Below are 26,937 nucleotides of genomic sequence, written 5' to 3'. Positions count from 1 at the left end.
GCCGCGCAGTATGCGACTAAACGCAGCCTGTACGACAGACCAGCGACACAGTTAAGCTGCTCTCACTTTGTTGGAGTTCATCGCATGCTGACCCTGGGAAACATCTTCGTGTTGATGCTGCTGGCGACCGGTGCCGCCTGGGTGTGGCACAACCACGGCCTGCGCGAACGGGCGCTGGAGCGGGTCAAGCAGCATTGCGCCAAGCTCGATATCGAATTGCTCGATGGCGCGGTGGCATTGAAGCGCATCGGTTTTGTGAAAGATGCCAACGGTCGGCGGCGTCTGGCGCGGATCTACAATTTCGAGTTCACGGTAACCGGCGAAACCCGTCATCCGGGGACCATCACCCAATTTGGTGCCCATAGCGCGCAGATCGAACTGGCGCCCTACCCGTTCGAGATCAAGACGCCGCTGCCCAGCGCCGAGGTGATCGAACTGAGCCAGTGGCGTCAGGACCACGCCACCAAGAACCGTCACTGACGGCAGGCAGCCAGCGCGGCCTGCAATGCAGCCACGTCCTGTGGTGCACTGAAGATCAATTCAATACGCGAATCGCGACGCCATTCGCTGGGTTGCCAGGCCAGTGGGCTGTTATCCACAACGTTGGCGGACACCCAGCCCTCGGCACTGTGGATAACCAGCTTGGCGCGGCGCCATTCAAGGCTTGCCAGCCAGTGATGCAGGCGCCGGGTATCGAATTGCTGGCTCGGGTGCCAGCGCCACCCGATGCTCCAACCACCCTCTTGAGCCTGGCTGAGGCAAATGGGCAGCGCAGGGTCACTCCAGATGGCCGGCATCTGCGCCAAGCCTTTGGGCACGTCGAAGTTATCCACAGCCGCACGGCCCTGCGCGCTCAGGCCTGGCAACCGGTCGAGCGGCAATTGCGCCTGGCGGGTCCAGTACACCGGGCAATCCGGTAATTGCCGTTCGATGGCCTGGCGCTGCGCGGCATCCAGCGATTCATCCTTGTTCAACAGCAGCAGCCCGGCACTGGCCAAGGTTTCGCGCTGCGCCTCAGGCAAGGGTTTGCCCGCCGCCAGCGCCTGGGCATCCAGCACCAGCACGCACGGCTGAACCGCCAGCACGTTCTGCCAGGGCGTTTCACGCAGTTGCTTGAGTAACTGCGCCGGGTGCCCCAGACCCGAAGGCTCAATAAACAGCCGATCAGGCTTGGCCTTACGCAGCAGGCGGCCAAGCCCTACCTGGAACGGCGCACCATTCACACAACACAGGCAGCCGCCGGCAACTTCACCCAGGGCAATGCCGTCGTCATCCTGGGTCAGCAGTGCGGCGTCCAGGCCGATCTGCCCGAACTCGTTGATCAACACCGCCCAGCGCTCGTTGGCCGGGCGTTGGGCGAGCAGGTGCTTGATCAGGCTGGTCTTGCCGGCGCCCAGGGCCCGGCAATCACGTGGGTGGGAATGTTCTGCAGCATCGAGGGCATCGTTCGGGCCGTGTAGAGAGCTTGATCCTACCCGGTTATGCCAACCAATCCAGCGTCAGGATCAAGCGGCGTTCATCCGCTTGCAGGGCCGGCGAGCGATGGATCAGGCCATAGCTTTCATTGCCGTGCCATTTTGTGCCTTTGAGCAAGGCCACTTCGCCGCAATGGATTTGCTCGATGCGCTCGCGGGGTTCAGCGTCCGGCTGGCTGAGCTTGCGGCGGTCCATCACGCCTTCGCGCAACCACTGGCTGCCAATCCCGGCGTAGGTGGTGATCAGCCGCACCGGCACGTGGTCCACGTGAAAGCGCGGGCACATGGCCTTATCCAGCAGCCGCAAACGCACCCCGATACACTTGGCGCCGAGCAGGCAAGCGAAAGCGCTGACCAGCCACGCTACGTCGGCGACAAACCCTTCATAGCCTTCAAGATCGCGACAACTGGCCGCAAAACCCTGCAAGTTTGGCTCGGCATCTTCGCGGTTCAGCTCGATCACCAGGGATTCGGCCAACGGCTCATTGAGCGCCACCAGCAACGCGCCGAATTCAGCAATGTGCAAAGGCAACTGGCGCTGCCACAGCGCCAGGTTCACGCCGTCTTCGAGGATGTCGGAGAGCGCCAGCGGGGTTTCACCGTGTGTCTGGCGAATCACCGGGCGCAAAGGGATGACGGGGGCCAGCATCAGGCTGCCTCTTCGTACCAGGGGCCAAAGGGATCAGCCAGCAAGCGCCAACCTTCGACGCCCAAGGCCATTTCTTCATCGCTGAGCAAGCAAGCGTCCAGCTCGGCGCGCATCTGCGCGAAGTCGATGTTTTGCCCGATAAACACCAGTTCCTGACGGCAATCACCGGTGCTCAATTGCCAGTTGCCCATGATCGCCGCCACACTTTCTTCGTCCTGCGGCCACTGGTTTTTCGGCACAAAGCGCCACCAGCGTCCGGCAAACCCATGGCGCATCAGGCCACCGGCCTGGGACCAACTGCCCGCATCTTGATGCTTGCTGGCCAGCCAGAAGAACCCCTTGGAGCGCAGCAGTTTGCCGTTGACCCACGGGCGATCGATAAAGTCGAAAAAACGCTGCGGATGAAAAGGGCGGCGCGCGCGATAGGCGGTGGAGGCGATGCCGTATTCTTCGGTTTCCGGCACGTGCTCGCCGCGCAGCTCCTGCAACCAGCCCGGAGCCTGAGCGGCACGTTCGAAGTCAAAACGGCCGGTGTTAAGGATCTTGTGCAACGGCACTTCACCCATAACCATCGGGATAATTTCCGCCTGGGCATTCAACCGCTCGAGGATGGCCATCAGTTCCTCGCGCTCACGGCTGCTGATCAGATCGATCTTGCTGATCAGGATCACGTCAGCGAACTCGATCTGCTCGATCAGCAGGTCAGTAATCGAGCGCTCGTCCTCTTCACCCAGGGTTTCGCCCCGCGAGGCCAGGCTTTCGGCGGCCTGGTAGTCGAGCAGGAAGTTCATGCCGTCGACCACGGTGACCATGGTGTCCAGCCGCGCAATATCCGCCAGGCTTTGCTCATTTTCGTCGCGGAAGGTAAAGGTTTCGGCCACAGGCAGGGGTTCGGAAATGCCGGTGGATTCAATCAACAGGTAATCGAAGCGACCTTCCTTGGCGAGTTTTCCGACTTCTTCCAGTAGGTCTTCACGCAAGGTGCAGCAGATGCAGCCGTTGCTCATTTCCACCAATTTTTCTTCGGAGCGATTAAGCGTGACGTCGCGCTGCACCTCGCTGCCGTCGATGTTGATTTCGCTCATGTCGTTGACGATCACCGCCACCCGCAGGTTCTCGCGGTTGCGCAGGACATAGTTGAGCAGCGTGCTTTTGCCGGCGCCGAGAAAGCCGGACAACATGGTAACGGGGAGACGATTGGGCATCAGGTATTCCTCATCAGGGTTGGCCGGTCAAATCGCCCGTTTATGGCGTTCGCGCAGCTCTTCACGTTCTTTGGCTTCGATACACAGGGTGGCGGTGGGGCGCAGCAGCAGGCGTTGCAGGCCGATCGGTTCGCCGGTTTCGCGGCACCAGCCGTACTCGCCACGGGCCAGCAGCTCCAGCGCGTCGTCGATCTTGTCCAAGAGCTTTTTTTCCCGCTCCAACAGGCGCAGTTGCCATTGGCGCTGCTCTTCGGCGCTGCCCACATCGGCGGGGTCGCTGTTGGTTTCCTGCTCGCGCAGCAGCTGGAACTCGGCGTCGATACGCGCTTGCAGCGCATTGCGCTGGGCCAGCAACAGCGCACGGAAGAAGCCTTGCTGGGCGTCATTCATGTAGTCGGCGGGCGGCTGTGCCAGGAGGTCTTGTTCAGTCATGGGGAGCGGTTCACGGGTCAGGCTGTTGCTTAATGTTATAGTATAACAATACAAATAAGCCAATCCCCCCTTGCTCGTCACGACGAAGGGCGCAATGCTTGAACACCCCAAAGCCCTGAGAAACCCTATGAAATACCTGGTGTGCGCCCTGTTATTCGCAGCAGCAGGACCGGCCTGCGCCCAGGCCCCGAGCCTGTTGACCAACTGCACGCGCAGCGCCAACCTGCTGGCCTGTGTGGACCCGCTGGGCAATGCGTACAGCGTGGCGACGGCCGGTAGCACCACGTATTTGCGCGGCTACGAGGTGATCGGCAAACGCTATTGGGCACAGACCAACAGCCGCTACGGGCAGCTGACGTTCTTTACCGGGTTGGCGTCGGATGGCGAGGCGTGGGTCGGCTACACACGGCGTGTGGGCTGGACCACCCTTAACCGGTTCTCCAGTTCGGGTGGCGCCAGCGCCAAGTTCACCTGCAGCCGGATAACCGGCTGTTAGGCCTGGGCGTCTTTCTGCTCCTGCACCCAGGCCATGTAGCTGTTCATTGGCGGGTTCTTCTGGAAGTATTTTTTCAGCCCCTCGAACAAGCCATCGGCCACCGCCTGTTGATGACGCGCCGTGACCAGCCGCGCACTGTCCCGCGCATTCGAGATAAACCCGGTTTCCACCAGGATCGACGGCACGTCCGGTGACTTGAGCACCGCAAACCCGGCCTGTTCCACGCGTTTCTGATGCAACGAGGTGATGCCTTCCAGGCTGCCCAGGATCGAGCTGCCCAGTTGCAGGCTGGAGGCGATGGTGGCGTTCATCGACATATCCAGAATCACCCCGGCCAGCATCGGGTCCTTGTCCTTGAGGTTCAGCAGGCTGGTGGCGCCCAGCAGATCGGCGCCGTTTTCGCGTTGCGCCATAAAGCGCGCAGTGGCGGACGTGGCGCCGCCTTCGGACAAGGCATACACCGAAGCCCCCGACGCGGTGATGCGTGGCGCCGCATCTGCGTGCACCGAGATAAACATGTCAGCGTTGTGCTTGTGGGCGATTTCCACGCGCTTGCGCAGCGGCACGAAGAAGTCGTCGTTGCGCACCAGCTTCACATCAAAGCCCTTCTCGCGCTTCAAACGTTTGGCCAGCAGTTGCGCGATGGACAGCACCACATCTTTTTCGCGCTGGCCCTTGGAGCCAACGGCGCCGGGGTCCTTGCCGCCATGGCCAGGGTCGACCACCACGATGATGTCGCGCTTGGGATGGGCTTTGTCCACCGGCCGCGTGGGCTCAGCGGCGATTTGACGAGGCGCCTGCGTGGCGCTGCTGAGATCGAGCACCAGCCGATGGCCTTGGCCATCCTGGGGCGGCAATAGAAAGCTGTTGAGCTGCATCGGCGCGGCCAGGTCCAGCACGATCCGCGTATCGCCCTTGCCGAAATGCCCGGAACGAATCGCGGTAATCCCACTGCCCTTGAGCATCAATTGCGAAAAATCGCCGCTGAGCCCAGCACCACTCAGGTCGATGATCAGCCGTTCGGGCGCGCTCAGGGTAAAGGTTTTGTATTGCACCGGGCCGCTGAGGTCGAACACCAGCCGCAGCTTGTCGTCCGAGCGCCACAAGCGCGCATTGCGAATCTGCGTGGCCGACGCGGTGAAGGGCAAAGTGAACAAGGGGCTGGCCAGAAGCAGGTTAAGGAGCTGACGTCTGTGCATGAAAAATACCGCTAAAAAGGAGCGTCCCTACTCGACATGACTGAAAAAAGGCTGGAGCAGAAAAATCATCGTCGACTCAATGGTTATAATATAACATGTCTTTTTATTTCCAACGATGGACCTGCTTATGAATGCGCTGACTCTGCCGGATATCGCCGCGCAGGCTTCACGCCAAGCCTTGCCGCTCGACTGGGTGGGTATGTGCGGCATCGCCTTGCCGATCCTTATCGACGGCCAGCGCCTGACCGCAACCGCCGATGCGGGCGTGAGCCTGGACGACGGCGCCGCCCGTGGCATTCATATGTCACGCCTGTACCTGGCGCTGGAGATGCTCGACCAGCAGCCCCTTACGCCTGCACTTCTGCGTAATGTACTGCAGCGTTTTCTCGAGAGTCATGAAGGTTTATCTAATAACGCCTACCTGCGAATCCACACCGACTTGCTGCTGAAACGCCCCGCCCTGGTCAGCCCCTTGGCCGGCTGGAAGGGCTACCCGGTGAGCATCGAGGCTCGTCTTGAACACCAGATGTTCCACGTGGAACTAAAAATTGACGTTACTTATTCCTCGACTTGCCCTTGCTCCGCTGCCCTCGCCAGGCAATTGATTCAGCAGCAATTTCTTGAAGACTTCGGCAACACCCCGCTGCAGCACAAAGACGTATTGACCTGGCTCGGCAGCGCCAATGGCATTGTCGCTACGCCCCACAGTCAGCGCAGCAGCGCGCAACTGCTGATCACATTGGACGGCGACCAACCCAGCCTGCCCATCACCGACCTGATCAATGAAGTCGAAACCGCCCTCGGCACCGCCGTACAAACCGCCGTGAAACGTGCGGACGAACAAGCCTTCGCCCTGGCAAACGGGCAGAACCTGATGTTCTGCGAAGACGCCGCCCGCCGCCTGAACCTCGCCTTGAAACGCTCGGATGCCGTCAAAGCCTTCCACCTTAAAGTGATCCACGCCGAAAGCCTGCACGCGCACGATGCCGTGGCTGAAAGCCGCTGGACGAGACACCCTGCATGATCACCTGCACCGCTTTGCGCTGGGGCGCCCCCGGCCAACCGCTGACCCCTGCGGTCGATTTCACCCTGAAGAAAGGCAGCCTCACCGGCATCATCGGCGCCAACGGCACCGGCAAAAGCAGCCTGCTCAAAGTCATCGCCGGGCTGCAAAAACCCTTGGCCGGCAAGGTGACCGTGGATGTTCCACGACGTGGCGGCCTGTCGTTCCTGCCCCAGCAACAACACCTGGATCGCCAGTTCCCGATCAGCCTGCAAGCGTTGGTGGCCGCGGGTTTCTGGGGCACCAGGCTCACCCCGGAGCAACGCAGCCAACGCCTGCAAACGGTACTGGATGACTGGTGCCTGAGCGGCTTGCAACACCGCCCCTTGATGGCCTTGTCCGGCGGCGAGTTGCAGCGCGCCCTGCTCGCCCGCATGAGCCTGGCCGAGGCGCCGGTGTTGCTGCTCGATGAGCCCCACGCGGCCCTCGACGAAGAAGGCCAGGCCCTGTGCTGGAAACATATCCACACCTGGCACGATCAAGGCCGCACGCTGATCGTGGTCTGTCATGACCTGGCGTCCGTGCGCCAGCACACCCAGCAAGTGGTGCAGATCAAAAGCACCGGCTGCGTGTTCGGCGCCAGTCAAGAGCTGATCCGCCCGCAACCCCAGATGCAGGTGGCCTGATGCACTTCGCCGCCCACCTGTGGATGCCCTTTATCGACTTCGTGTTTATGCGCCGCGCCCTGATCGGCGGCCTGGTACTGGCTTGCAGCACCGCGCCGCTGGGGGTGTTTCTGATCCTGCGGCGCATGAGCCTGATCGGTGACGCCGTGGCCCACGGCATCCTGCCCGGCGCGGCACTGGGCTTCTGGTTTGCCGGGCTCAGCCTGCCCGCGCTGACCATCGGCGGCCTCGGCGCGGGCCTGGGCATGGCCGGTTTGTCCGCCTGGATCACCCGCCGCACCGGCCTGCGCGAAGACGCCAGCCTCGCCGCCATCTACCCCATCTCCCTCGCCGCCGGCGTGTTGATCCTGGGTATCGCCGGCAAGCGCCTGGACCTGCTGCACCTGCTGTTCGGCTCCGCCCTGGCCGTCGACGAAACCACGTTGACCGGCATGCTCTGGGTGTCCGGCTTCAGCCTGCTCGCCATGGCAGTGATCTATAAACCGCTGCTGCTGGACACCCTCGACCCGCTGTTTTTGCAAACCGTCAGCCGCCTCGGCCCACTGGCCCATGGCTTGTTCCTGACCCTGGTGGTGCTGAACCTGGTGATCGGCTTCCAGGCCATCGGCGCCTTGATGGTGGTGGGTTTGATGATGTTGCCGGCCATTGCCTCACGTTTCTGGAGCCGGCGCCTGCCGGTGTTGATCGCGGTATCGGCGGTGCTGGGATGCCTGTCGGTGTGGTTGGGTTTGTTGCTGTCGTTCTACTACTCGCTGCCCAGCGGCCCGGCCATCGTGCTGGTGGCTGGCGGCGGGTACCTGCTGTCCGTGGTCTTCGGTCCGGTGCACGGCTTGCTGCGCCGCCCGCCCTCTCTTACATCCCAATGAGGTGTTACCCGATGCGCGCTTTACTCGTGCTGTTCAGTCTTCTGCTGCCGCTGTCGATGGCGCAGGCCGCCGACAAACTCCAGGTGGTTACCAGCTTCAGCATTCTGGATGACATAACCCACCAGATCGGTGGCGACCACATCCAGATCAGCAACATGGTCGGCCCGGATTCCGACGCCCACACCTACGAGCCAACCCCCGACGACGCCAAGGCGTTGCTCAAGGCCAAGGTCATCATCAAAAACGGCCTCGGTTTCGAGCCCTGGCTGGACCGCCTGGTGACCAGCACCGAGACCAAAGCCACCGTGGTCACCGCCAGCAAAGGCGTGATTTCCCACACCATGGAGGAAGACGGCGAAACCATCCCCGACCCGCACGCCTGGCATAACCTGGCCAACGCCGAAATCTATGTGAACAACATCACCAAGGCACTGGTGGCTGCCGACCCGGCCAACAAGGCCGACTACCAGCGCAACAGCCAGGCCTACCTGAAAGAAATCTACCGCCTGCTGGCAGAAGCCAAGGCCAAGTTCGGCGCGCTGCCACCGGGCAACCGTCGCATCGTGACGTCCCATGACGCCTTCGGTTACCTGGGCCAGGCCTATGGCATCCAGTTCCTGGCGCCACAAGGCTTGTCCACCGAGCGTGAGCCGTCGGCCGCCGAAGTCGCGGCGCTGATCACCCAGATCCGCAAAGACAAGGTCAAAGCCGTGTTCATGGAAAACATCAAAGACTCGCGCCTGCTCAAGCAGATCGCGGATGAAAGCGGCGCGCAGATCGGCGGCACGCTGTACTCCGACGCCCTCGCCGCAGAAGGCCCGGCCAGCACCTTCACCGGGCTGTTCGAATACAACCTCAACACCTTGTGCGCCGCCCTGGGCAAGCCATGACCCTGAGCATGCTCGACCTGGAAGGGGCTGCCCTCGGCAGCCGCTTTCCACTCGAACAGGTGCTCGGTGCGCTGCCGTGGAACAGCGATGGCTTGATTGCCGCCATCGCCCAGCAACACGGCAGCGGCGAGGTGCTGATGCTGGCCTGGATGAACCGCCAGGCCCTCAGCGAAACCCTGGCCACCGGGCAGGTCTGCTACTGGTCGCGCTCGCGCCGGCAGCTGTGGCGCAAGGGTGAATCCTCCGGCCACTGGCAACAGTTGGTTGAAGCGCGCCTGGATTGCGACGGCGACGCAGTGCTGCTGATCGTCGACCAGCAAGGTCCGGCCTGCCACACCGGTCGGCCCACCTGCTTCTACAACGCCATCGACGGCGCCTACGTTCATATCATCACCTCGCCTCTTAAAAAGGAGCCCACTGCATGATCCGCAAGAACCCTTCCGGCGACCTGCCGGTGATTGCCGAATCGGCCTACGTCGACAAGACCGCGATCATCTGCGGCAAGGTCATCATCGGCGAGAACGTGTTCGTCGGCCCGTACGCCGTGATCCGTGCCGACGAAGTCGACGCCAGCGGCGCCATGGACCCGATCACCATCGGCGCCAATTCGAATATCCAGGACGGCGTGGTCATCCACTCCAAGTCCGGCGCGGCGGTGACCATTGGCGAGTTTACTTCCATCGCGCACCGCTCCATCGTCCACGGCCCCTGCACCGTCGGCGACCGGGTGTTTATCGGCTTCAACAGCGTGCTGTTCAACTGCGCCGTCGGCGATGGCTGCGTGGTGCGCCACAACTCGGTGGTCGACGGCCGCGACCTGCCCGCCGCGTTCTACGTACCCTCCACCACCCGCATCGGGCCTAACACCGACCTGTCGCAATTCCCGCCGGTGAGCGTCAGCGCCTCGGAGTTTTCCGAAGACGTGGCCCGCACCAATGTCGACCTGGTGCGCGGTTACAAAGCCCTGCAAAACGAGTTCTGAACCATGAGCCGCCTGCTGATCCGCAATGCCCGACTGGTGAATGAAGGCCAGGAATTCGATGCCGATGTGCTGATCGGCAATGGCCGTATCGAGAAGATCGCCAGCAGCATCCAGGGCTGCAATGCGCCGGTGGCTATCGACGCGCAAGGGCAGTGGCTGCTGCCGGGCATGATCGACGACCAGGTGCATTTCCGTGAACCCGGCGCGCCGGACAAAGGCAGTTTCTACAGTGAATCCCGGGCGGCGGTGGCCGGCGGCATCACCAGCTTCATGGACATGCCCAACACCAACCCGGCCACCCTGAACCTGCAAGCGCTGGCCGACAAGAAGCGCCGCGCCGCGCTGCATTCGGTGGCCAACTACGGTTTTCACTTTGGCGTGAGCAACGACAACCTCGACACCGTCGCCGCCCTCGACCCGCGTGAGGTGGCCGGGGTCAAAGTGTTCATGGGCGCCTCCACCGGCAATATGCTGGTGGACGACCCACAGATTCTGGAGCGGCTGTTTGCCGATGTGCCGACGATCCTGCTGGCCCACTGCGAACACACGCCGAGCATTCAGGCCAACGAGCAGCGCCTGCGCGAGCGCTTCGGCGACAAGATCCCGCCCGTGGCCCACCCGCTGATCCGGGATGCCGAGGCGTGTTATCGCTCATCGTCCTACGCCGTGGAATTGGCGACGCGCTTTGGTACGCGCCTGCATGTGCTGCACCTGACCAGCGCCCGCGAGTTGGCGCTGTTCGAAGACAAGCCACTGGCCCAAAAACGCATCACCGCCGAAGTCTGCATCCACCACCTGCTGTTCGATGACCACGACTATCACCGCCTCGGCCACCAGATCAAATGCAACCCGGCGATCAAGACCCGCGCCGACCGCGACGCCTTGCGCCAAGCCTTGCTCAGTGATCGTCTGGATGTGATTGGCACCGATCATGCGCCGCATACCTGGGCGCAAAAACAGTTGGGCTATCGTGAAGCGCCGTCGGGTTTGCCCTGGTGCAGCACGCGCTGCCGGCGTTGTTGGAGCTGGTGGCCGACGGGCTGTTGCCGTTGACCACCCTGGTGGCGAAAACCAGTCATCGCGTGGCCGACCTGTTTGCCATCCCGGATCGGGGTTATCTACGCGAGGGGTATTGGGCCGATCTGGTGTTGATCAAACCGGAGCCTGCGGGCAAGCCGGTGAGCAGCCAGCCGATCCTTGCCCGCTGCGGCTGGACACCGTTTGCCGAACGCAGCTTTCGCCATAGCGTCAGCACCACGTTAGTCTCCGGCCACCTGGCGTGGCACAACGGCCAGGTGGTCGACAGCTGCCAGGGCCTGCCCCTGTATTTTTTGCGTTAAGCGCGAGGTTTTACCGTACCGCAATCGTTGCCCAGCCACTGGGCGTGGGTGTCCAGGCTGCCCTTTTGCTGAACCCCGGTGGCATTGAAGGTGCCGTTGACGGCGGTGGTGAACTCTTTCTGACTCTGGAAGGTGGCCACGCCAGTGCCCTGGGCTTTCGGGCAGCTGAAGCGGAATTTCCACTGGTTGCCGGTCTTGTCGGTCACTTCCTGTTTGCAGCCCGATTGCGGGTCGGTCAAGGGGATTGAGTCGGAGGCGACCTGGGCGGGTGTCAGGCACACCTGCACGCCTTTGCCGGCCATGGTGATGCCCTGTTTTTCCAGCATGGCGCGCTGTTCCGGGGTCATCTGTTGCTTGAGCTGACCGAGGATCAGCGACAAGTCCGGCAAGTCCTGGTTATCGACTTTCATATTGCTGGTGGTCAACTCCCACAAGCCCGGCGCCAGCATCTGCGCCTGCGCCGCCACCGGCAGCGACAAACCAAAAACCATGGACAAACAGAGCAGACGAGCGTTCATCGGGTAACTCCTGGGCAATTGTGGGCGTTAGACGCCGCAAAAGTGCCAGTGTTGCACGGCAAATAAAATAGCGACATTCGCGGCCGTTCATGGTCTGTTAGGCAATGGATTGTCTGGAGTCATGTCGTTCATGGATTTCTTTGGCCCGCACCTACTCGCCTACTTCATCGCCACGCTGCACTTTCTCGGGACCCTCGCCGCGATCCACGCGGTGCTGACCGTCAGGACCGCCCAAGGCTCGATCGCCTGGGCCTTGTCGCTGATGTTCATGCCCTACCTCACGCTGATTCCCTACCTGATCTTCGGCCGCAGCACCTTCGACGCGTACATCCAGGCGCGTCGCCAGGCCAATCAGGAAATGCACACCGCCATCACCGAGCTGAACTGGCGCCCGTGGGTCGAGGAGGCCCTGGCCGCACGCAACTCCAGCGCCTACGCCTCGTTGCGCGCCATGCCCAAGCTGGGCCGCATGCCGTGCCTGGCCAACAACGAAGTGCGCTTGTTGATCAATGGCGACGCCACCTTCAGCGCGATCTTCGAGGCCATCCGCAACGCCAAGACAGCGGTGCTGTTCCAGTTCTTCATCATTCATGACGACGAACTGGGCCGCCAACTGCATGCCCTGTTGAAGGAGAAAGCCGCTCAAGGCGTGGCCATTTACGTGCTCTACGACCGCATCGGCAGCCACGCCCTGCCCCATCGCTACGTGCAATCGCTGCGCGACGCCGGGGTGCAGGTCAAAGCCTTCGCCACCCGCAGCGGCTGGCTCAATCGGTTCCAGGTCAACTTCCGCAACCACCGCAAGATCGTGGTGGTGGACGGCCTTACCGGGTTCGTCGGCGGGCACAACGTGGGCGATGAATACCTGGGCAAAAAACCACCGCTGGCGCCGTGGCGCGACACCCATGTGCAGGTCACCGGCCCGGTGGTGGCGTGCCTGCAGGAGTCGTTTGCCGAAGACTGGTTCTGGGCCGCCCGTGAGCTGCCGCCGCTGATCCTGCCGGACGCCTACCCCGAAGACGGCGTGCTCTGCCAATTGCTCGCCAGCGGCCCGGCCGACCCGTATGAAACCTGCTCGCTGTTTTTCGTCGAAGCCATCCATGCCGCGACCGAGCGCGTGTGGATCACCAGCCCGTATTTCATCCCCGACGAAGCCGTGTTTGCCGCGCTGCGCCTGGCGGTATTGCGTGGGGTGGATGTGCGCCTGCTGCTGCCATCGCGCCCCGACCACCGCATCGTCTACGCCGCCTCCAGCCTCTATGCCATCGAAGCAGTACGCGCCGGCGTGCGGGTATTCCGCTATACGCCGGGCTTTCTGCATCAGAAGGTGGTGTTGGTGGACAGCGAGATCAGCGCGATCGGCAGTGCGAATATGGACAACCGTTCATTCCGGCTGAATTTTGAAGTGATGTTGCTCACCGTCGATGAAGCCTTCGCCAAGCAAGTCGAGCAGATGCTGCTGGACGACTTCGCCCTGGCCCATGAAGTCAGCCAGGAAGAAAGCCGCGAAACCCGCCGTCTGCAACAACTGGGCATGCGGGTGGCGCGGCTTATTTCACCGATTCTCTAACTTTCAACACAAAACCAATGTGGAGCTGGCTTGCCTGCGATGGCGGTGTGTCAGTCGACTCATCCGGTCGTGATACACCGCCATCGCAGGCAAGCCAGCTCCCACAGTTTTTGATCGCCTTTGTTTTGAAGATCAGCGGTAGATATCCTCCCGCGTCCACGGCAGTTCATGGCTGCCATCAGCGTGGGGTTTTACCGCCAGGATCTGGTGCAGGTTGATCCAGCCCCGGGCAAACGCATAGGCGCAGCCGGCCAGGTACAGACGCCAGATGCGCAACGCCTGCTCCGGCACCATCTTCGCCGCTGCTTCGAGGTTGTCTTCCAGGCGCTCGCTCCAATGGTCGAGGGTGCGGGCGTAGTGCAAGCGCAAGCTTTCGACATCGACCACTTCCAGCCCGACTTCACTGATTTCCGCGGTCATCATCGCCAGGTGCGGCAGCTCGCCATTAGGGAACACATAACGCTCGATAAACTCCCCGGCGCCACGGCCCACGGGGCGTCCGTCGGTGTGCTTGGCGGTAATGCCATGGTTCATCACCAGGCCACCTTCACGCACCGCGCCAAACAGGGTCTTGCAGTATTGCGCCAGGTTGGCGTGACCGACGTGTTCAAACATGCCCACGCTCACCACCTTGTCGAAACGGCCGTCCTGAGGCAGGTCGCGGTAATCCAGCAGTTGCAGGTCTACCTGGCCTTCCAGGCCCTCGGCTTTGACCCGTTCGCGCGCCAGTGCCAGCTGCTCCTTGCTCAGGGTGATGCCGAATACCTTGACCCCGAATTCGCGCGCCGCAAAACGCGCCAGCCCGCCCCAACCGCAGCCCACGTCGAGCAAATACTCCCCGGGCTGCAGCCGCAACTTGCGGCACAAGTGGCGAAATTTGTCTTGTTGCGCCTGGTCGATGGACTCGCTGCCGGTTTCGAAATACCCGCAGGAGTACGCCATGTCCTGGTCCAGCCATAGCTGGTAGAACTCGTTGGACAGGTCGTAGTGGTAGGAAATAGCCGCTGCGTCAGTGGCCTTGTCGTGGATCGAGCGCACCGGACGACTCCCCTCGTCGTCATCGATCAGGGCGTGGCTCAACTCATCGCACACCCGGATCACTTCGGTGATGGAGCCTTCCAGCTCCAATTTGCCCTCAACAAAGGCTTCGCCCAGTGAATCGAGCGTTGGGTGGGTCAGCTTGGACACGACCGTGGGGTCCTTCACCACGATGGTCACACTGGGCTCGGGGCCCAAGTTGAATTCATGGCCATCCCAGAGTCGAAGACGCAGCGGTAGCTGAAGATTCTGTAAGGCCGGTGGAAGTTGCGCGAGCATGAGTAGTCCCCCCTTGTTTCAGACGTCTGCTGTGAGGGTAGACCATCCGAAGACAAAGTAGGAGGCTATCGATTTAATAGCGGCCTTCTATGGGGTTCGGCGTTCGAGCAATCCGTCCTGGACCCACTGTTTCAGCCACATCACCGCTTGCAGTGGTGCACCCTCATCTCTAGTGACTACTAACGCTGCGCACAGTTCTGAAAAATTCCAGCCGGTGGTCATGGGTCGAGTTTCAACAGCGGCTCCTGAAACCGCAGCAAACGCCCGGCGTTGCCCAGTACCAGCAAGGTGCTGAGGTTATGCAGCACCGCTGCGATCATTGCGCCAGCGGCGCCCAACCAGCCAAAAGCGGCGAACACCACGATGGCCAGCGTCCAGCCCAAACCGATGATCACGTTGACCTGCAGCGTGTGCCGGCACTGACGGCTCAAGCGCACGCACGTGCCGAGGCGGCGCAGGTCGCTGCCGATCAACACCACATCGGCCGAGGCCAACGCGATGTCCGCCCCGCCCGCGCCCATCGCCACGCCGACCACGCCAGCCTTGAGCGCCAGGGAATCGTTGATCCCGTCGCCCACCACCATCGGCCGAAAACCGCTGCCGATTTCCCCCAGCACGCGGTTGAGCTTGTCTTCCGGCAAGGCTTGGGCTTCGACGTCGCTGATGCCCACCTCGAGTGCCAGGCTGTCAGCCACGCTTTGCCGGTCACCGGTGAGCAGCAGCTGGCGGCCCAGGCCCAGGTCACGCAGTTCCTGCAGGGCCTGACGCGCTTCGGGCTTGACGCTGTCGGCCAGCAACAGCCAGGCGAGGAACTGCCCGTTCAGCGCCAACCCGGCAATCGGGCCGTCGTGGTTGGGCACGGTGGTGGTGACAATGCCCAATTGCTCAAACAACTCCGGCCGGCCCAACGCGGCTTCGCCCTGCCCGGTCTGCGCCACCACCCCAAGGCCCTGGCGCTCGCGGATATCGGTCAGCGCCAGCAGCTGTTCCTGCGTGGCCAACCCCGCCAACGCCCGGCTGACCGGGTGGCTGCTGGCCGAACCGAGGCTGGCCGCCAGGTTCAGCAAGCCCTGGCGGTCCGGCGCGGACGTTTCGATGGACTGCAAACGCAGGGTGCCAAAGGTCAGGGTGCCGGTCTTGTCGACCACCAGCGAGGTCAGGTCGGCCAACTCTTCCAGAAACGCCGAGCTGCGAATCAAAATCCCATGGCGCGCCGCCACCGCAATTCCGGCAATCGCCGTGGCCGGTGCCGACAGCACCAACGCACACGGGCACGCCGCCACCAGCACGGCCAACATCGCCTGGGCATCGTTGGTCACAAACCAGGTCACCGCCGCGAGCAACAGCACCAACACCATATAGCTGCCGGCATAGCGCTCCAGCAGCCGCGTGATCGGCGGCTTGGAGCGCTCGGCGTTCTGCATCAGCGCAATGACTTTGCCCAGGGTCGACTCATCGCCGGTGCGGGTCACCTCCAGGCGCAACAAACCATCCAGGTTGATCGCCCCGCCAAACACCTGCACGCCCACGCTGGCCTCCAGTGGCACCGACTCACCGGTGATCGGCGCTGTGTCCAGGCTGGCCTGGCCCGACAGCACCACACCATCGGCGGGCACCCGGTCGCCGGCGCGGACTTCGACGATATCGCCGGTGTGCAGCGTACCGTTATCCACTTCAACAATACTGCCGTCGGCCTGTACCAACCGCGCATGGCTGCGGGTCAGCTTGCCCAACGCGTGAATCGCCTCCTGGGAGCCGATCACACTGCGCTCTTCCAGCACATGGCCGAAGATCATGATGATCGGCAGCAGCGCTGCGGTCAGCAGGTCGCCCGTGGCCCACGCGCCTATCATCGCCAGGGCGATCAGTTGGTCGGTGATGCCATGCAGGCTCGGGAAACGCAGGCTGTACCACGCCGAACGCATCACCGGCACGGCCACCAGCAACGAGGCGACGCCGAGCAGCAACTGGCTGACGCCGGTCTGGTCCGGCGCCAGCCAGCGCCATACCAGGCCCAATATCAATAAACCCAGGGCCAGCATGGCCAGGGTCAGTTGCCGCGCAGCACTGCGCTGTTCAGCGGAGGTCAGCATGGGTGCACTCATTGTTCGGCGCCCTGAATGATCAAGCGGGAGTCGTCTTTAGGATCGACCGTGGTCACGGAGCCGGCCTGGCCGAGAATCTTCGGCAAGCGCTCGCGGTACAGGCGCAGCAACAAGCCTGGGTCCTTGACCTGGGCCAGGCTGGCGACGGTAGCGGTTTGCGCCTGGGCACTGGCCAGGCGTTCGCTGGCCTGGGCATGGGCGACTTGCACCAGTCGGTCAGCCTGCTGATTGGCAGTCTGGGTGAGTTTTTCTGCGTCGGTGCGCGCATTGGCCACGGCTTTGTCGGCTTGCTGGCTGGCCGTCAGCACGGCGTTGAACGCATTCACCGCCGGCCCCGGCAGACTCGACTGCACGTCAACCCGGGTGACTTCGATGCCCAGGCCCAAACCGCTGGAGGTCAACTCGGCCAGGCGCTTGTTGATGCCTTGCACCAGGTCACCGCGCAGCCGCTCACGGCGCTCGGAGGCGCCGTTGTCGGTGCCGATCAGTTCCGGGCGCGCCACCAGAATCGTGTCCAGGTCCCGCGCCGCCGTCAGCGCCACCGCACTGCGGGTCACCAAGCGATCCAACGCTGGCAACACATGCGCGCCCTGCAACACAAAGGCGTAGGGCTCGATGACCTTGTAGAACACCCGCACATCCAGCTGTACCACGCCGGCGTCGCCGGTCAGCAGGTAGCCGGAACCGGCCAGCGCGTCGCTCAACGGCGTCGCAAAACTGGCCACACGATCGGCCTGGATCGCCGCGTCGGAACGCAGCAGGTTCTCCACGCGACGCTCGATCACCCGATCCGCCGCCGGCAACAGCACCACTTGCTCGAACGGCTGCGGCCACGCCAGCAACAGCCCGGCATTCTGGATCCGGTCCAGGGCGCCGAAGTGCAGCACCACGGCGCGGTTCTGCGGGTCGATCTGGCGCACATTGGAAAACGCCCAGGCCAACGCCGCCAACACCGTCACCGCGTACAGCGCCAGGAAGGTCAGGCGCCCGGCCTGAATCCACGGGCTGTCGGGGCTGTCACGCTGGGTCATGGCTGAACATCCTTCGGCCCGTCCACCAGAGCGCGAAACGGCGCGGCGTCGGTGCGCAGGATGATCTTGGTGCCCGGCGTAACCACCGTGCCCAAGGTATCCAGCGAGCGCAGCAGGTTATACAGCTGCGGGTTAGCGGCGTAGGCACGGCCATAAATCTGCGCCGCTTCCACCCGCGACTGAGCTTCGATATCGGCGGCTTTCACCGTGGCATCGGCCTGCACGATGCGCGCATCACGCTCGGCGGCGGAGCGAATCTGCGCCGCTTCGCGCTTACCCACCGCCGTGCGTTCCGTGGCGATGGTTTCACGCTCGGCGCGCATGCGGTCGACCGTGGCGGTGAGGGTCACCGACGGCAAGGTCAGGCGCTCGACCCCGACTTGCGCCACTCGCACGCCATAGGTGGTGAGCAATTGTTGATCAATCTGCTGGCGCAGTTGTGCCTCGAAATCGGCAATTCGCACCTGGCTGGCGTCGGTGTTGATCAGGCTGGAAAGGTCAAAACTGGCCGCCGTGGTCTCCAGCGCCGAGCCGACAAACGTGCGAATCTGCCGCGCCGCCTCATCCGGCTGGTTCTGCACGGCGCGCATGAAACGCTGCACATTGTCGGCATCGCCCTGCACCTGCCACGCCACGTAAGCCTGCACGATGATGCGCAGGCCATCGCGGGTGCCCACGTCCTGCAAGCCGCTGGAGGTGGTGCGCAGGCGCAGGTCCACCGGGATCGCCGCTTCGAACGGCGCCGGCCAGCGCCAGCCCAGGCCCGGCTCCAGCAGCACCCGCGACGGGTTGCCGAAGCGGGTAATCACCGTGGCTTCACCCGAGCGCACCTGCACCAGGCTTGCCGCCGCGACGGCAAACAGCACCAGCAGCAGCGCCCAGGCCATGCGCCGCCAGGGGAACGGGCCCGCGGCCGGTTCATCGCCGTGATGAGGGTGGTGGTGATGGCCGTGATGATGATCGTGAGAATGAGCGCTCAACAGACAGACTCCTTATTGAACGGCTTTACGCGGCACCGAAGGGTCAGCCGGCAAGGTAAAAGAACGCAGATCGATCGTCGGCGCGCCATCGGCGCCCAGGCGGTGATCCAGAATAAGCAGCTTGGCGTGGGCCAGGCCCTGGCTGAGTTGGCCCAGGTACTGTTCCAACACAAAGGCACGGCCTGCGGTGGCGTAGGCTTTTTTGTTCGGCGGCAAAACGCAGGTCGGCCGCCTGGGCACCGGCGTTCACTTCGCGTGCGGTGGCCAGCGCCTGGTCGCGGGCAGTGCTGGCTTGCAGCAACGCCTGGTTGGTTTGCTCACTGGCGGCGCCGCGCTCGCGGGAGATCAGTGCCTGGGCACCAATCTGGGCCGCCTGCACGCCGTGATAGGCGTTGGCGGCGCCGGCCGGTGGGTGGATGGCTTCCACCACGGTCGCCAGAATCTCTACGCCGCTGTCGAGTTTTTGCAGGTCGGCCTGCACGGCGCGGCCGATTTCGTCGGCGAGGCTAGTGCGTTGCTCGCCGAGCAATTCGTCGAGGGTACGCGAGGCAAAGTCATGCACCAGGATGCGGCTGGCGGTGCTGCGAATCAGGGTCGGCACATCCGCGCTGTTATAGGTGGCGGCCAGCGCGGCCTGGTCGCCGAGGCCGATGCGGTAGACGAAACGCACGTCCATATTGACGATCTGGAAGCTCTGCTTGTCGCCGCTGCTGCTGGCGATGACCTGGGATTTGTCATTCACGTGGCTGGCGTCCCAAAGCCGGTTGGCGATCAGCGGCGCTGGCCCTTCGGCGGGGGCACGTTCGGGTGTGGCGGCTTCGCTGACGCTGGTAGCCAACTCATGCACCACGCCGTTTTCCACGTTGATCACGCGACCCAACGGCCAGGGCAACCCGGCATGCAGGCCCGGGCCGAACACCTCCACCGGTTTGCCGAAACGCTCATAAATCCCACGGCCTTGCAGAGGCACTTCATGCACGCCGCTAAGCGCCCAACCTACAGCAAGCACCACCAGCAACACCGGCAGGAATGCCCTACGCATGTAGGTAAATGCCCAGATCTGGCGCAGGTCGATCCCGAAGCGGTTGTGCAACTCGTGCTGCAAGGCGAGCAAAGGTTGTGGCGGCCAACGCAGCAGGCCGGCAATAAAGCTTTGCGCCATCAGGCGGGGTTCGAGGCGCGGCTGGCGCGGGCTGAACAGTGACAGCACACCCCTTAACAGAAACTCCAGCGCCACCAGCGCCGGCAACAGGCCAATCAGCACCGCCAGGCGCAGCGGCCAGACGGACTCGGCGCCGGCGAACAGCAGGCAGACCGCACTGATCACCAGGCAAACAATCGCCACCCGGCTCACCTGCGCCAACTGCGCGGCTTCCGGCCACTGGGTAGCGGTTTCCTGCGCCATGCGGCGCTCGAACACCAGCAAACCGAAGGCCAATGCCAGGCCCAGCGCGGCGCCGATGCTTGCCGACTGCCCCAGCGCTGCGGCGGGCAGGCCAAGGTTCCAGAACTCAATAACGCTGACCAGCGCCAACAGCGACCAACCGCCGAGCCACAGCACCGGCGCGCCAATCTGCCTGCCAAACCGCCCGGCCAGGCGTGCATAGCGGCCCGGTTCTTCAACCGGCACGTCAGCCGTCGGCTCCTCCAGCGCCTGGGCCCGCCAATCGGCCACCCACCACGCCGACTGCAGGCCCGCCACCAATACCAGCAACGCCGAAGCGCAGTTGATCAACACCACCGGCCAGATCGACAGCGGGGCAAACAGCGCGACAAACAACGCCAGCACCCAGCCGGCAATGGCCAGCGCCGTCAGGCTGATACCGGCTTGGCGCAATCGGCGGGCATGGAACGGCCCTTGTTGAAAACGCGCGAGGCCCTCAACCGAACCGCCGTCAGCTTCCAGATCCACTTGCATCCACTCAACGCCCGTCTGTACATAATTCGTTACGATATAACACGGAGCGTGAAATTTTTGTTCGAAAACAACGCTAATCCCCTGTGGGAGCGGGCTTGCTCGCGAATGCGGTGTGTCTGTCACCCCAGAGGGTGAATGACCCACCGCGTTCGCGAGCAAGCCCGCTCCCACATTTATCTGTGGACTGCTCGATATCGTGACTAAACCCCCATAAACACGCGCCATCACTGGTGCAGCCCACGAATAATCGGCACACTCCAAACCAGTTTTTCGCGGGTTCACGGACAAGGAAGCGTCACCCCCCATGATTTCGATCTATCAGCTCAAACCGCGTTTTCAGAACCTGTTGCGCCCGCTGGTGCAGCGCCTCTATGACAACGGCACCACCGCCAACCAGATCACCGTGTTGGCCGGTGTCGTGTCCTTGCTGGTCGGCCTGTTGATCGCCTGCTTTGCCCAGCACCTGTGGCTGTTCGCGCTGATCCCGCTGTGGATGATTCTGCGCATGGCCCTCAACGCCATCGACGGCATGCTCGCCCGCGAATTCGGCCAGCAGTCGCGTTTGGGCGCCTACCTCAATGAGCTGTGCGACGTGATCGCCGACAGCGCCTTGATCCTGCCCTTCGCGCTGATCCCCGGCGTGAGCCTGGCACCGGTGCTGCTGGTGGCGCTGCTGGCGGTGTTCAGCGAGTACGCCGGGGTGCTGGGGCCGATGGTTGGCGCATCGCGGCGCTACGACGGGCCGATGGGCAAAAGTGATCGGGCGTTCGTGCTCGGCGTGCTGGCCACCGGCGTGGCGCTGGGCTGGCTTGGCGCCGGCTGGGTCAACACGGTGATGTGGCTGGTGGCCGCCCTGCTCGCCTACACCCTGGTCAACCGGGTACGCCAGGGCCTTAAAGAAGAACAACAAACCTCCCCTTCTGCATAAGGATTTTGCGATGCGCGAACAGCAGCAGCACACCTTCAGTACCCATGATGGCGTCGAGCTTTTCTACCGGCACTGGCCGGCCACGGCGCCTGCGGGCGAGGAGCCGCGCAAGGCGATCCTGCTGTTCCATCGCGGCCACGAGCATTCGGGGCGCATTGCCCACCTGGTGGATGAGCTGGACCTGCCGCAGTTCGACGTCTTCGCCTGGGACGCCCGTGGCCACGGCCAATCCCCGGGCGCACGCGGCGACAGCCCGAGCTTCGCCACCAGCGCCCGTGACGTGCAGACCTTTTGCGAGCATATCGGCGCCACCTACGGCATCGAAGAAGAAAACATTGCGGTGATCGCCCAAAGCGTCGGCGCGGTGATCGCGGCAACGTGGGTGCACGACTACGCGCCGAAGATCCGCGCCCTGGTGCTCGCCTCCCCAGCGTTCAAGGTCAAGCTGTACGTGCCGTTCGCCCGCCCGGGCCTGGCGCTGATGCGCCGCTTTCGCGGCAACTTTTTCGTCAACAGCTACGTGAAGGCCAAGTTCCTCAGCCATGACCCCGAGCGCGTGGCGTCCTATGACAGCGACCCGCTGATCACCAAGGCCATTTCGGTGAATGTGCTGTTGGGCCTATACGAAGCCGCCGACCGGGTTGTAGCCGACGCCCAGGCGATCCAGGTGCCGACACAGTTGTTGATCTCCGGCTCCGATTTTGTGGTGCACCGCAAACCTCAACAGCAATTTTTCGACCGCCTCGGCAGCCTGAAAAAAGAGCTGCATATCCTTCCCGGTTTCTTCCACGACACCCTGGGCGAACGTGATCGCGCCGTAGCCGTGAGCAGCGCCAAGCGCTTTATCCTGCAAAACTTCACGCACCCGCTGGACCGCGCTTCCCTGCTGGATGCCGACAAACTGGGCGCCACTTGCGCCGAGTCCGAAGCCCTGGCGGCGCCATTGCCGCGCAACTCCCTGCGCGACCTGTACTGGCGCCTGACCCGCGCCAGCATGGGCCTGGGCAAGAACCTGTCGGACGGCGTAAAGCTGGGCTTCGACACCGGTTTCGACTCCGGCAGCACCCTCGATTACGTGTACCGCAACACCCCCACCGGCAAGGGCGGGCTGGGGCGGATGATCGACACCAACTACCTCAACTCCATCGGCTGGCGCGGCATTCGCCAGCGCAAGCTGAACGTCGAAGAACTGCTGCGCCTGGCCATGGCCAAGTTACGTGCGGATGATCGCGAAGTGCGCATCGTGGATATCGCCGCCGGCCACGGCCGCTACATTCTCGAAGCCTTGCAGGGCGTGTCGCCGCTGCCGGAATCGATCCTGCTGCGGGACTACAGCGACATCAACGTGCGCGACGGTGGCGCGCTGATCCGTGAGAAGGGCCTGGGGGATATCGCGCAGTTCGTCAAAGGCGATGCATTTGACCGTGCCGACCTCGCGGCCCTGCAGCCCAAGCCGACATTGGCCGTGGTTTCCGGTCTGTATGAGTTGTTTGCCGATAACGCCATGGTCGGCGGTTCGTTGGCTGGCCTGGCTGAAGCGGTGGAACCTGGCGGCTATCTGGTCTACACCGGCCAGCCGTGGCACCCGCAACTGGAACTGATCGCCCGTGCGCTGACCAGCCACCGCCAGGGCCAGGCGTGGGTGATGCGCCGTCGCAGCCAGGCGGAAATGGACCAACTGGTGGAAGCGGCCGGTTTCCGCAAAATCACCCAGCGGGTAGATGAGTGGGGCATTTTCACGGTGTCCGTGGCACAGAAGATCTGAGCATGCGCGAACCCGGCTTATTGAAACCGGCAGTCCTGTGGCTGCTGTTGTTGGCACCGCTGTTTTTCAGCACCTACGGCTTTGCTACCTGGGTCACCAGCCAGCGCAGCGACGTCGGCACGCTGGTGTTCGGCTGGGAAACCCATATGCCGTTCTGGGCCTGGACCATCGTGCCCTACTGGTCCATCGACCTGCTCTACGGCTTCTCCCTGCTGCTGCCCAACACCCGGCATGAGCTGAAGCAACACGCGTTGCGCCTGCTCAGTGCGCAGGTCATCGCCGTGAGCTGCTTCCTGATCTGGCCGCTGCGCTTCACCTTTGAACGGCCGGAGCTGGACGGCGTGTTCGGTTGGCTGTTTGCCGTCCTGGCGGGTTTCGACAAGCCGTTCAACCAGGCGCCCTCGCTGCATATCGCGCTGCTGGTGATCCTGTGGGTCATGTACCAGCGGCATACCCAAGGTGTCTGGCGCTGGCTGGTGCATGGCTGGTTCGCACTGATCGGCATTTCAGTGCTGACCACTTATCAACATCACTTTATCGACTTACCCACAGGCGCCCTCGCCGGGTGGCTGTGCGTGTGGTTGTGGCCGCTGGAGCATCCAAGCCCGCTGCTGAATGCGCGGCTTACCCGGGACACAAAGCGCTGGCGGCTGGGCGTGCGCTACGGGCTGGGTGCTTTGGCGTTGGTGATTGTCGCGTTCGGGCTGGGCGGCGGTTGGCTGTGGCTGCTGTGGCCGGCGGTTTCACTGGGGTTGATCAAGGCCAACTATTTCGTACTCGGCGCGGCGGGCTTTCAGAAACGCGCCGATGGCCGCCTGACACCCGCCGCACGCTGGCTGTATGCACCTTATCTGGTCGGCGCGTGGATCAATTCACGCCTGTGGACACGCAAGCATCCACACCCCGACCTGATTGTGGATAACGTCTGGCTTGGGCGGATTCCTGCGCGTAACGAGCAAGGTTCATTCAAGGCAATCGTCGATCTGTGCGCCGAATTGCCGATTAATCCACAGGGCCGCGCTTATGAGTGCGTCCCGGTGCTGGACCTGGTCGCCCCAACACCCATCGAATGCCTGCAAGCGGCCAAGGCCATCGAACGCCTGCGCTCAAGCGGCCCGTTGCTGGTGTGCTGCGCCCTGGGTTATTCGCGCAGCGCCACCGCCGTCGCGGCCTGGCTGCTGCACAGCGGCCGAGCCGCCACGGTTGATGAGGCGCTGGCTATTATTCGTACAGCGCGGGCCCATGTGGTCCTGCACCCCGCTCACCGTAAAGCTTTGGAGGGTTTGCCCCATGCCCGCTGATATGGAACTCCAGCTAGTCGCCAGCCTGCTGCGCCGTGGGCGCTCGCTGGACCAGTTATCCACAGGCTTGACCGTGGCCGGCGTATTGTTCGGCCTGGCCCAGTTGCTGATGGCGAGTATTTCGACCCTCTGCCTGCTGCTTGCCCTGTGGATGATTATCCTCGGGCTGCTGCAAAAGTATTGGGCGCTGCGCGTGGCCTTCGACGCCGACCTGTTCGCGCTGCTGGCCCGCGACCTCGACCGTACGGCGGACCTCGACCAGGCCCTGCAAAGCCTCGGCCTGCAATCGCCCAAGCGGGCGGGCCGGCCCTGGACCGAGCGCCGTCGCGGCGCCCTCAAACTGCTGCGCAAACAGGCCTGGCTGCTGGGCGCGCAAGCGCTGCTGACCCTGCTCGTGATCCTCGCCAGCCCTTGGCTGCCTTTCGCCGGATAAGGAATCCCCATGTTCGAACCCGTGGTCGCCACGCTGATTACCTCCATGGCCCGCACCGTCACTGGCGCCCGCAGCCTGTGGCTGGGTTGCGCGCCCGTGCCGGTGCAGCGCATCTACTTTGCCAACCACAGCAGCCACGGCGACTTCGTGTTGCTGTGGGCCTCCCTGCCGCAGAACCTGCGCAAATTCACGCGCCCGGTGGCCGGCAGCGATTACTGGAACAAAAGTGCCCTGCGCCGCTACATCATCAACCGCGTGTTCAACGGCGTGCTGATCGACCGCGAGCGCAAAGACCCTGTGGATAACCCGCTGCAGCCGATGCTCAACGCGCTGGAAGGCGGCGATTCGCTGATCATTTTTCCCGAAGGCACGCGCAATCTGGAAGACGGCCTGCTGCCCTTCAAAAGCGGCCTGTACCACTTGGCGAAAAGTTACCCACAGGCCGAATTGATCCCGGTGTGGATCGCCAACCTCAACCGGGTCATGCCCAAGGGCCGCGTACTGCCGCTGCCTTTGCTGTGCACCACCAGCTTCGGCGCGCCGCTGCAATTGGAAGACGGTGAAGACAAAGCCGACTTCCTTGCCCGCACCCGCGACGCCCTGCTCGCCCTTGCCCCGGAGCACGTCTGACATGGATAGCCAAACCCTGATGTTGTTCGGCGGGATCGGCGCGATCCTGGTGCTCGCCTCGCTGATCGGCCTGATCCTCAAATTGCGCACCCGTGGTACGCCGAACGCGGTGATCGACAACCTCAACGCCCGCATCAACGCCTGGTGGGTGATGGTGGTGGTGATCGGCATCGCCTTCTGGCTGGGCACCGGCGCAGTGATCCTGCTGTTCTACGCCGTGTCGTTTTACGCCCTGCGTGAATTCCTCACCCTCACTCCCACCCGCCGCAGCGACTATCCGGCCCTGGTCGCCGCGTTCTACCTGGCCCTGCCGCTGCAATACCTGCTGATCTACTCGGACTGGTACGGGCTGTTCTCGATCTTTATCCCGGTGTACGTGTTCCTGCTGCTGCCGATCCTCGCTTCGCTGGGCGGCGACAGCACGCACTTCCTGGAACGCGCCTCGAAAGTGCAGTGGGGCCTGATGATCGCGGTGTTCTGCGTGTCTTTCGTGCCCGCGCTGCTGACCCTCGACATCCCCGGCTACGAAGGCCGCAACCTGCTGCTGATCGCTTACCTGGTGATCGTGGTGCAGCTCTCGGACGTGTTGCAGTACGTGTGCGGCAAACTGTTCGGCAAACACAAGATCGCGCCCAACCTGTCGCCCTCCAAAACCGTGGAAGGCTTTGTCGGCGGAATTTTGCTGTCGTCCCTGATCGGCGCGGCGCTGTGGTGGACCACACCGTTCAACCCGTGGCAGTCATTTTTGATCGCGCTGCTGATCAACCTGCTGGGGTTTGCGGGCGGCATTGTGATGTCCGCGATCAAGCGCGACCGGGGCGTTAAAGACTGGGGGCATATGATCGAAGGGCACGGCGGGATGCTGGACCGGCTGGATTCGGTATGTTTTGCCGCGCCGATTTTCTTCCACCTGGTGCGGTACTGGTGGACTTGAGGCCACCGCCCTCAGGCCTGATGAAGATCAAAATGTGGGAGGGGGCTTGCTCCCGAAGGCAATCTGTCAGCCAATGCATCTGGTGACTGACCTAGCGCTTTCGCGAGCAAGCCCGCTCCCACCTTTGTTTTGCAGTGTTTTCGAGAGCGGGAAAAATCCGAAACCGCTGCTGCTCCCCCCTCGCTCCTTTTTCATCCCGCTAACTCGGTAAACATCCACGCTGTGCGGCGTATCCGCGTCATCTTTTGTATCAAAGATACCTGTAAGATACGCCGCACTTAGCC

General features: G+C 63.1%; 24 protein-coding genes and 4 pseudogenes. 16 read left to right on the top strand and 12 right to left on the bottom strand.

The window, feature by feature from the left end; translation table 11 throughout:
• The first annotated feature begins 84 nt into the window (after positions 1–84).
• Positions 85–480 (top strand): DUF3301 domain-containing protein, encoded by a 396-nt coding sequence (locus tag LRS56_26730; protein WDU62306.1) that lies wholly within the window; start codon positions 85–87, stop codon positions 478–480.
• On the opposite strand, the pseudogene LRS56_26725 reads toward LRS56_26730, so the two are convergent.
• From LRS56_26725 to dksA, 4 genes and pseudogenes are all read right to left on the bottom strand, one after another.
• Positions 474–1,435 (bottom strand): annotated as a pseudogene (locus LRS56_26725) (CobW family GTP-binding protein). The gene LRS56_26730 and the pseudogene LRS56_26725 overlap by 7 nt on opposite strands.
• A 44-nt stretch (positions 1,436–1,479) precedes the next feature.
• The gene (locus tag LRS56_26720; GenBank protein WDU62305.1) at positions 1,480–2,124 is read right to left on the bottom strand and encodes a DUF1826 domain-containing protein; all 645 of its coding nucleotides are present in this window, start codon (positions 2,122–2,124) and stop codon (positions 1,480–1,482) included.
• On the bottom strand, positions 2,124–3,329 hold the full coding sequence (gene zigA, locus LRS56_26715) for a zinc metallochaperone GTPase ZigA (GenBank protein WDU62304.1): 1,206 nt from the start codon (positions 3,327–3,329) through the stop codon (positions 2,124–2,126). Before zigA ends, LRS56_26720 begins: the two co-directional genes overlap by 1 nt.
• A 27-nt stretch (positions 3,330–3,356) precedes the next feature.
• Entirely contained in the window at positions 3,357–3,761 is a 405-nt protein-coding gene (dksA, locus tag LRS56_26710; GenBank protein ID WDU62303.1) for an RNA polymerase-binding protein DksA, read from the bottom strand.
• Positions 3,762–3,888: 127 nt separating this feature from the next.
• On the opposite strand from dksA, the gene LRS56_26705 reads away from it, so the two are divergent.
• Complete coding sequence (locus LRS56_26705) at positions 3,889–4,257, top strand: glutamine synthetase (GenBank protein ID WDU62302.1); 369 nt, start codon at positions 3,889–3,891, stop codon at positions 4,255–4,257.
• Here LRS56_26705 and LRS56_26700 read toward each other — a convergent pair.
• The gene (locus tag LRS56_26700; GenBank protein ID WDU62301.1) at positions 4,254–5,456 is read right to left on the bottom strand and encodes an N-acetylmuramoyl-L-alanine amidase; all 1,203 of its coding nucleotides are present in this window, start codon (positions 5,454–5,456) and stop codon (positions 4,254–4,256) included. The two genes, LRS56_26705 and LRS56_26700, sit on opposite strands and share 4 nt — an antisense overlap.
• A 127-nt stretch (positions 5,457–5,583) precedes the next feature.
• Between LRS56_26700 and folE2 the strand changes: the two genes are divergently transcribed.
• The 7 genes and pseudogenes from folE2 to LRS56_26665 all read left to right on the top strand — a co-directional run bounded on the left by folE2 (position 5,584) and on the right by LRS56_26665 (position 11,223).
• Entirely contained in the window at positions 5,584–6,480 is an 897-nt protein-coding gene (folE2, locus tag LRS56_26695; GenBank protein WDU62300.1) for a GTP cyclohydrolase FolE2, read from the top strand.
• A complete protein-coding gene (locus LRS56_26690) occupies positions 6,477–7,145 on the top strand; it encodes an ATP-binding cassette domain-containing protein (GenBank protein WDU62299.1) in 669 nt (222 codons plus the stop codon). Before folE2 ends, LRS56_26690 begins: the two co-directional genes overlap by 4 nt.
• A complete protein-coding gene (locus LRS56_26685) occupies positions 7,145–8,011 on the top strand; it encodes a metal ABC transporter permease (GenBank protein ID WDU62298.1) in 867 nt (288 codons plus the stop codon). Before LRS56_26690 ends, LRS56_26685 begins: the two co-directional genes overlap by 1 nt.
• An 11-nt stretch (positions 8,012–8,022) precedes the next feature.
• The gene (locus LRS56_26680) at positions 8,023–8,901 is read left to right on the top strand and encodes a metal ABC transporter substrate-binding protein (protein WDU62297.1); all 879 of its coding nucleotides are present in this window, start codon (positions 8,023–8,025) and stop codon (positions 8,899–8,901) included.
• A complete protein-coding gene (gene hisI / locus LRS56_26675) occupies positions 8,898–9,326 on the top strand; it encodes a phosphoribosyl-AMP cyclohydrolase (GenBank protein WDU62296.1) in 429 nt (142 codons plus the stop codon). The genes LRS56_26680 and hisI overlap by 4 nt, the downstream gene beginning before the upstream one ends.
• Complete coding sequence (locus tag LRS56_26670) at positions 9,323–9,883, top strand: DapH/DapD/GlmU-related protein (protein ID WDU62295.1); 561 nt, start codon at positions 9,323–9,325, stop codon at positions 9,881–9,883. Before hisI ends, LRS56_26670 begins: the two co-directional genes overlap by 4 nt.
• Positions 9,884–9,886: 3 nt before the next feature.
• Positions 9,887–11,223 (top strand): annotated as a pseudogene (locus LRS56_26665) (dihydroorotase).
• Here LRS56_26665 and LRS56_26660 read toward each other — a convergent pair.
• Positions 11,220–11,741 carry a DUF3617 domain-containing protein gene (locus LRS56_26660; GenBank protein WDU62294.1) on the bottom strand — a complete coding sequence of 174 codons (522 nt, stop codon included), beginning with the start codon at positions 11,739–11,741 and terminating at the stop codon, positions 11,220–11,222. The pseudogene LRS56_26665 and the gene LRS56_26660 overlap by 4 nt on opposite strands.
• A 130-nt stretch (positions 11,742–11,871) precedes the next feature.
• On the opposite strand from LRS56_26660, the gene cls reads away from it, so the two are divergent.
• Positions 11,872–13,311 carry a cardiolipin synthase gene (gene cls / locus LRS56_26655; GenBank protein ID WDU65819.1) on the top strand — a complete coding sequence of 480 codons (1,440 nt, stop codon included), beginning with the start codon at positions 11,872–11,874 and terminating at the stop codon, positions 13,309–13,311.
• Between the two features lie 132 nt (positions 13,312–13,443).
• Here the strand turns inward: cls and cfaB are convergent, their stop codons facing one another.
• The 6 genes and pseudogenes from cfaB to LRS56_26625 all read right to left on the bottom strand — a co-directional run bounded on the left by cfaB (position 13,444) and on the right by LRS56_26625 (position 20,662).
• Entirely contained in the window at positions 13,444–14,628 is a 1,185-nt protein-coding gene (gene cfaB / locus LRS56_26650) for a C17 cyclopropane fatty acid synthase CfaB (GenBank protein ID WDU62293.1), read from the bottom strand.
• 87 nt (positions 14,629–14,715) lie between these two features.
• Positions 14,716–14,850 (bottom strand): annotated as a pseudogene (locus LRS56_26645) (DUF2063 domain-containing protein).
• Entirely contained in the window at positions 14,847–16,733 is a 1,887-nt protein-coding gene (locus LRS56_26640; protein ID WDU62292.1) for a cation-translocating P-type ATPase, read from the bottom strand. The pseudogene LRS56_26645 and the gene LRS56_26640 overlap by 4 nt, the downstream one beginning before the upstream one ends.
• Complete coding sequence (locus LRS56_26635) at positions 16,730–17,764, bottom strand: protease modulator HflK (GenBank protein ID WDU62291.1); 1,035 nt, start codon at positions 17,762–17,764, stop codon at positions 16,730–16,732. Before LRS56_26635 ends, LRS56_26640 begins: the two co-directional genes overlap by 4 nt.
• A complete protein-coding gene (locus LRS56_26630) occupies positions 17,761–18,744 on the bottom strand; it encodes a protease modulator HflC (GenBank protein WDU62290.1) in 984 nt (327 codons plus the stop codon). Before LRS56_26630 ends, LRS56_26635 begins: the two co-directional genes overlap by 4 nt.
• A 12-nt stretch (positions 18,745–18,756) precedes the next feature.
• Positions 18,757–20,662, bottom strand: a pseudogene (locus LRS56_26625) (protease modulator HflK).
• 304 nt (positions 20,663–20,966) lie between these two features.
• Here LRS56_26625 and LRS56_26620 point away from each other — a divergent pair.
• From LRS56_26620 to LRS56_26595, 6 genes are read left to right on the top strand one after another with little or no spacing between them, the layout of a single operon-like run.
• Complete coding sequence (locus LRS56_26620) at positions 20,967–21,590, top strand: CDP-alcohol phosphatidyltransferase family protein (protein ID WDU62289.1); 624 nt, start codon at positions 20,967–20,969, stop codon at positions 21,588–21,590.
• A 10-nt stretch (positions 21,591–21,600) separates the two neighbouring features.
• Positions 21,601–23,355 carry a bifunctional alpha/beta hydrolase/class I SAM-dependent methyltransferase gene (locus tag LRS56_26615; GenBank protein ID WDU62288.1) on the top strand — a complete coding sequence of 585 codons (1,755 nt, stop codon included), beginning with the start codon at positions 21,601–21,603 and terminating at the stop codon, positions 23,353–23,355.
• A 2-nt stretch (positions 23,356–23,357) separates the two neighbouring features.
• The gene (locus LRS56_26610; protein WDU62287.1) at positions 23,358–24,656 is read left to right on the top strand and encodes a phosphatase PAP2/dual specificity phosphatase family protein; all 1,299 of its coding nucleotides are present in this window, start codon (positions 23,358–23,360) and stop codon (positions 24,654–24,656) included.
• Complete coding sequence (locus LRS56_26605) at positions 24,646–25,089, top strand: hypothetical protein (protein WDU62286.1); 444 nt, start codon at positions 24,646–24,648, stop codon at positions 25,087–25,089. Before LRS56_26610 ends, LRS56_26605 begins: the two co-directional genes overlap by 11 nt.
• A 9-nt stretch (positions 25,090–25,098) precedes the next feature.
• On the top strand, positions 25,099–25,719 hold the full coding sequence (locus LRS56_26600) for a lysophospholipid acyltransferase family protein (protein WDU62285.1): 621 nt from the start codon (positions 25,099–25,101) through the stop codon (positions 25,717–25,719).
• A 1-nt stretch (position 25,720) separates the two neighbouring features.
• Positions 25,721–26,653, top strand: a complete 933-nt coding sequence (locus LRS56_26595) for a phosphatidate cytidylyltransferase (protein ID WDU62284.1) — start codon at positions 25,721–25,723, stop codon at positions 26,651–26,653.
• Positions 26,654–26,937: the final 284 nt, after the last annotated feature.

The sequence above is a fragment of the Pseudomonas poae genome, from assembly GCA_028869255.1.
Taxonomy (GTDB): domain Bacteria; phylum Pseudomonadota; class Gammaproteobacteria; order Pseudomonadales; family Pseudomonadaceae; genus Aquipseudomonas; species Aquipseudomonas poae_C.
The sequence above is the reverse complement of the archived record's forward strand: the minus strand, read 5'-3'. Positions and strand labels throughout refer to the sequence as shown.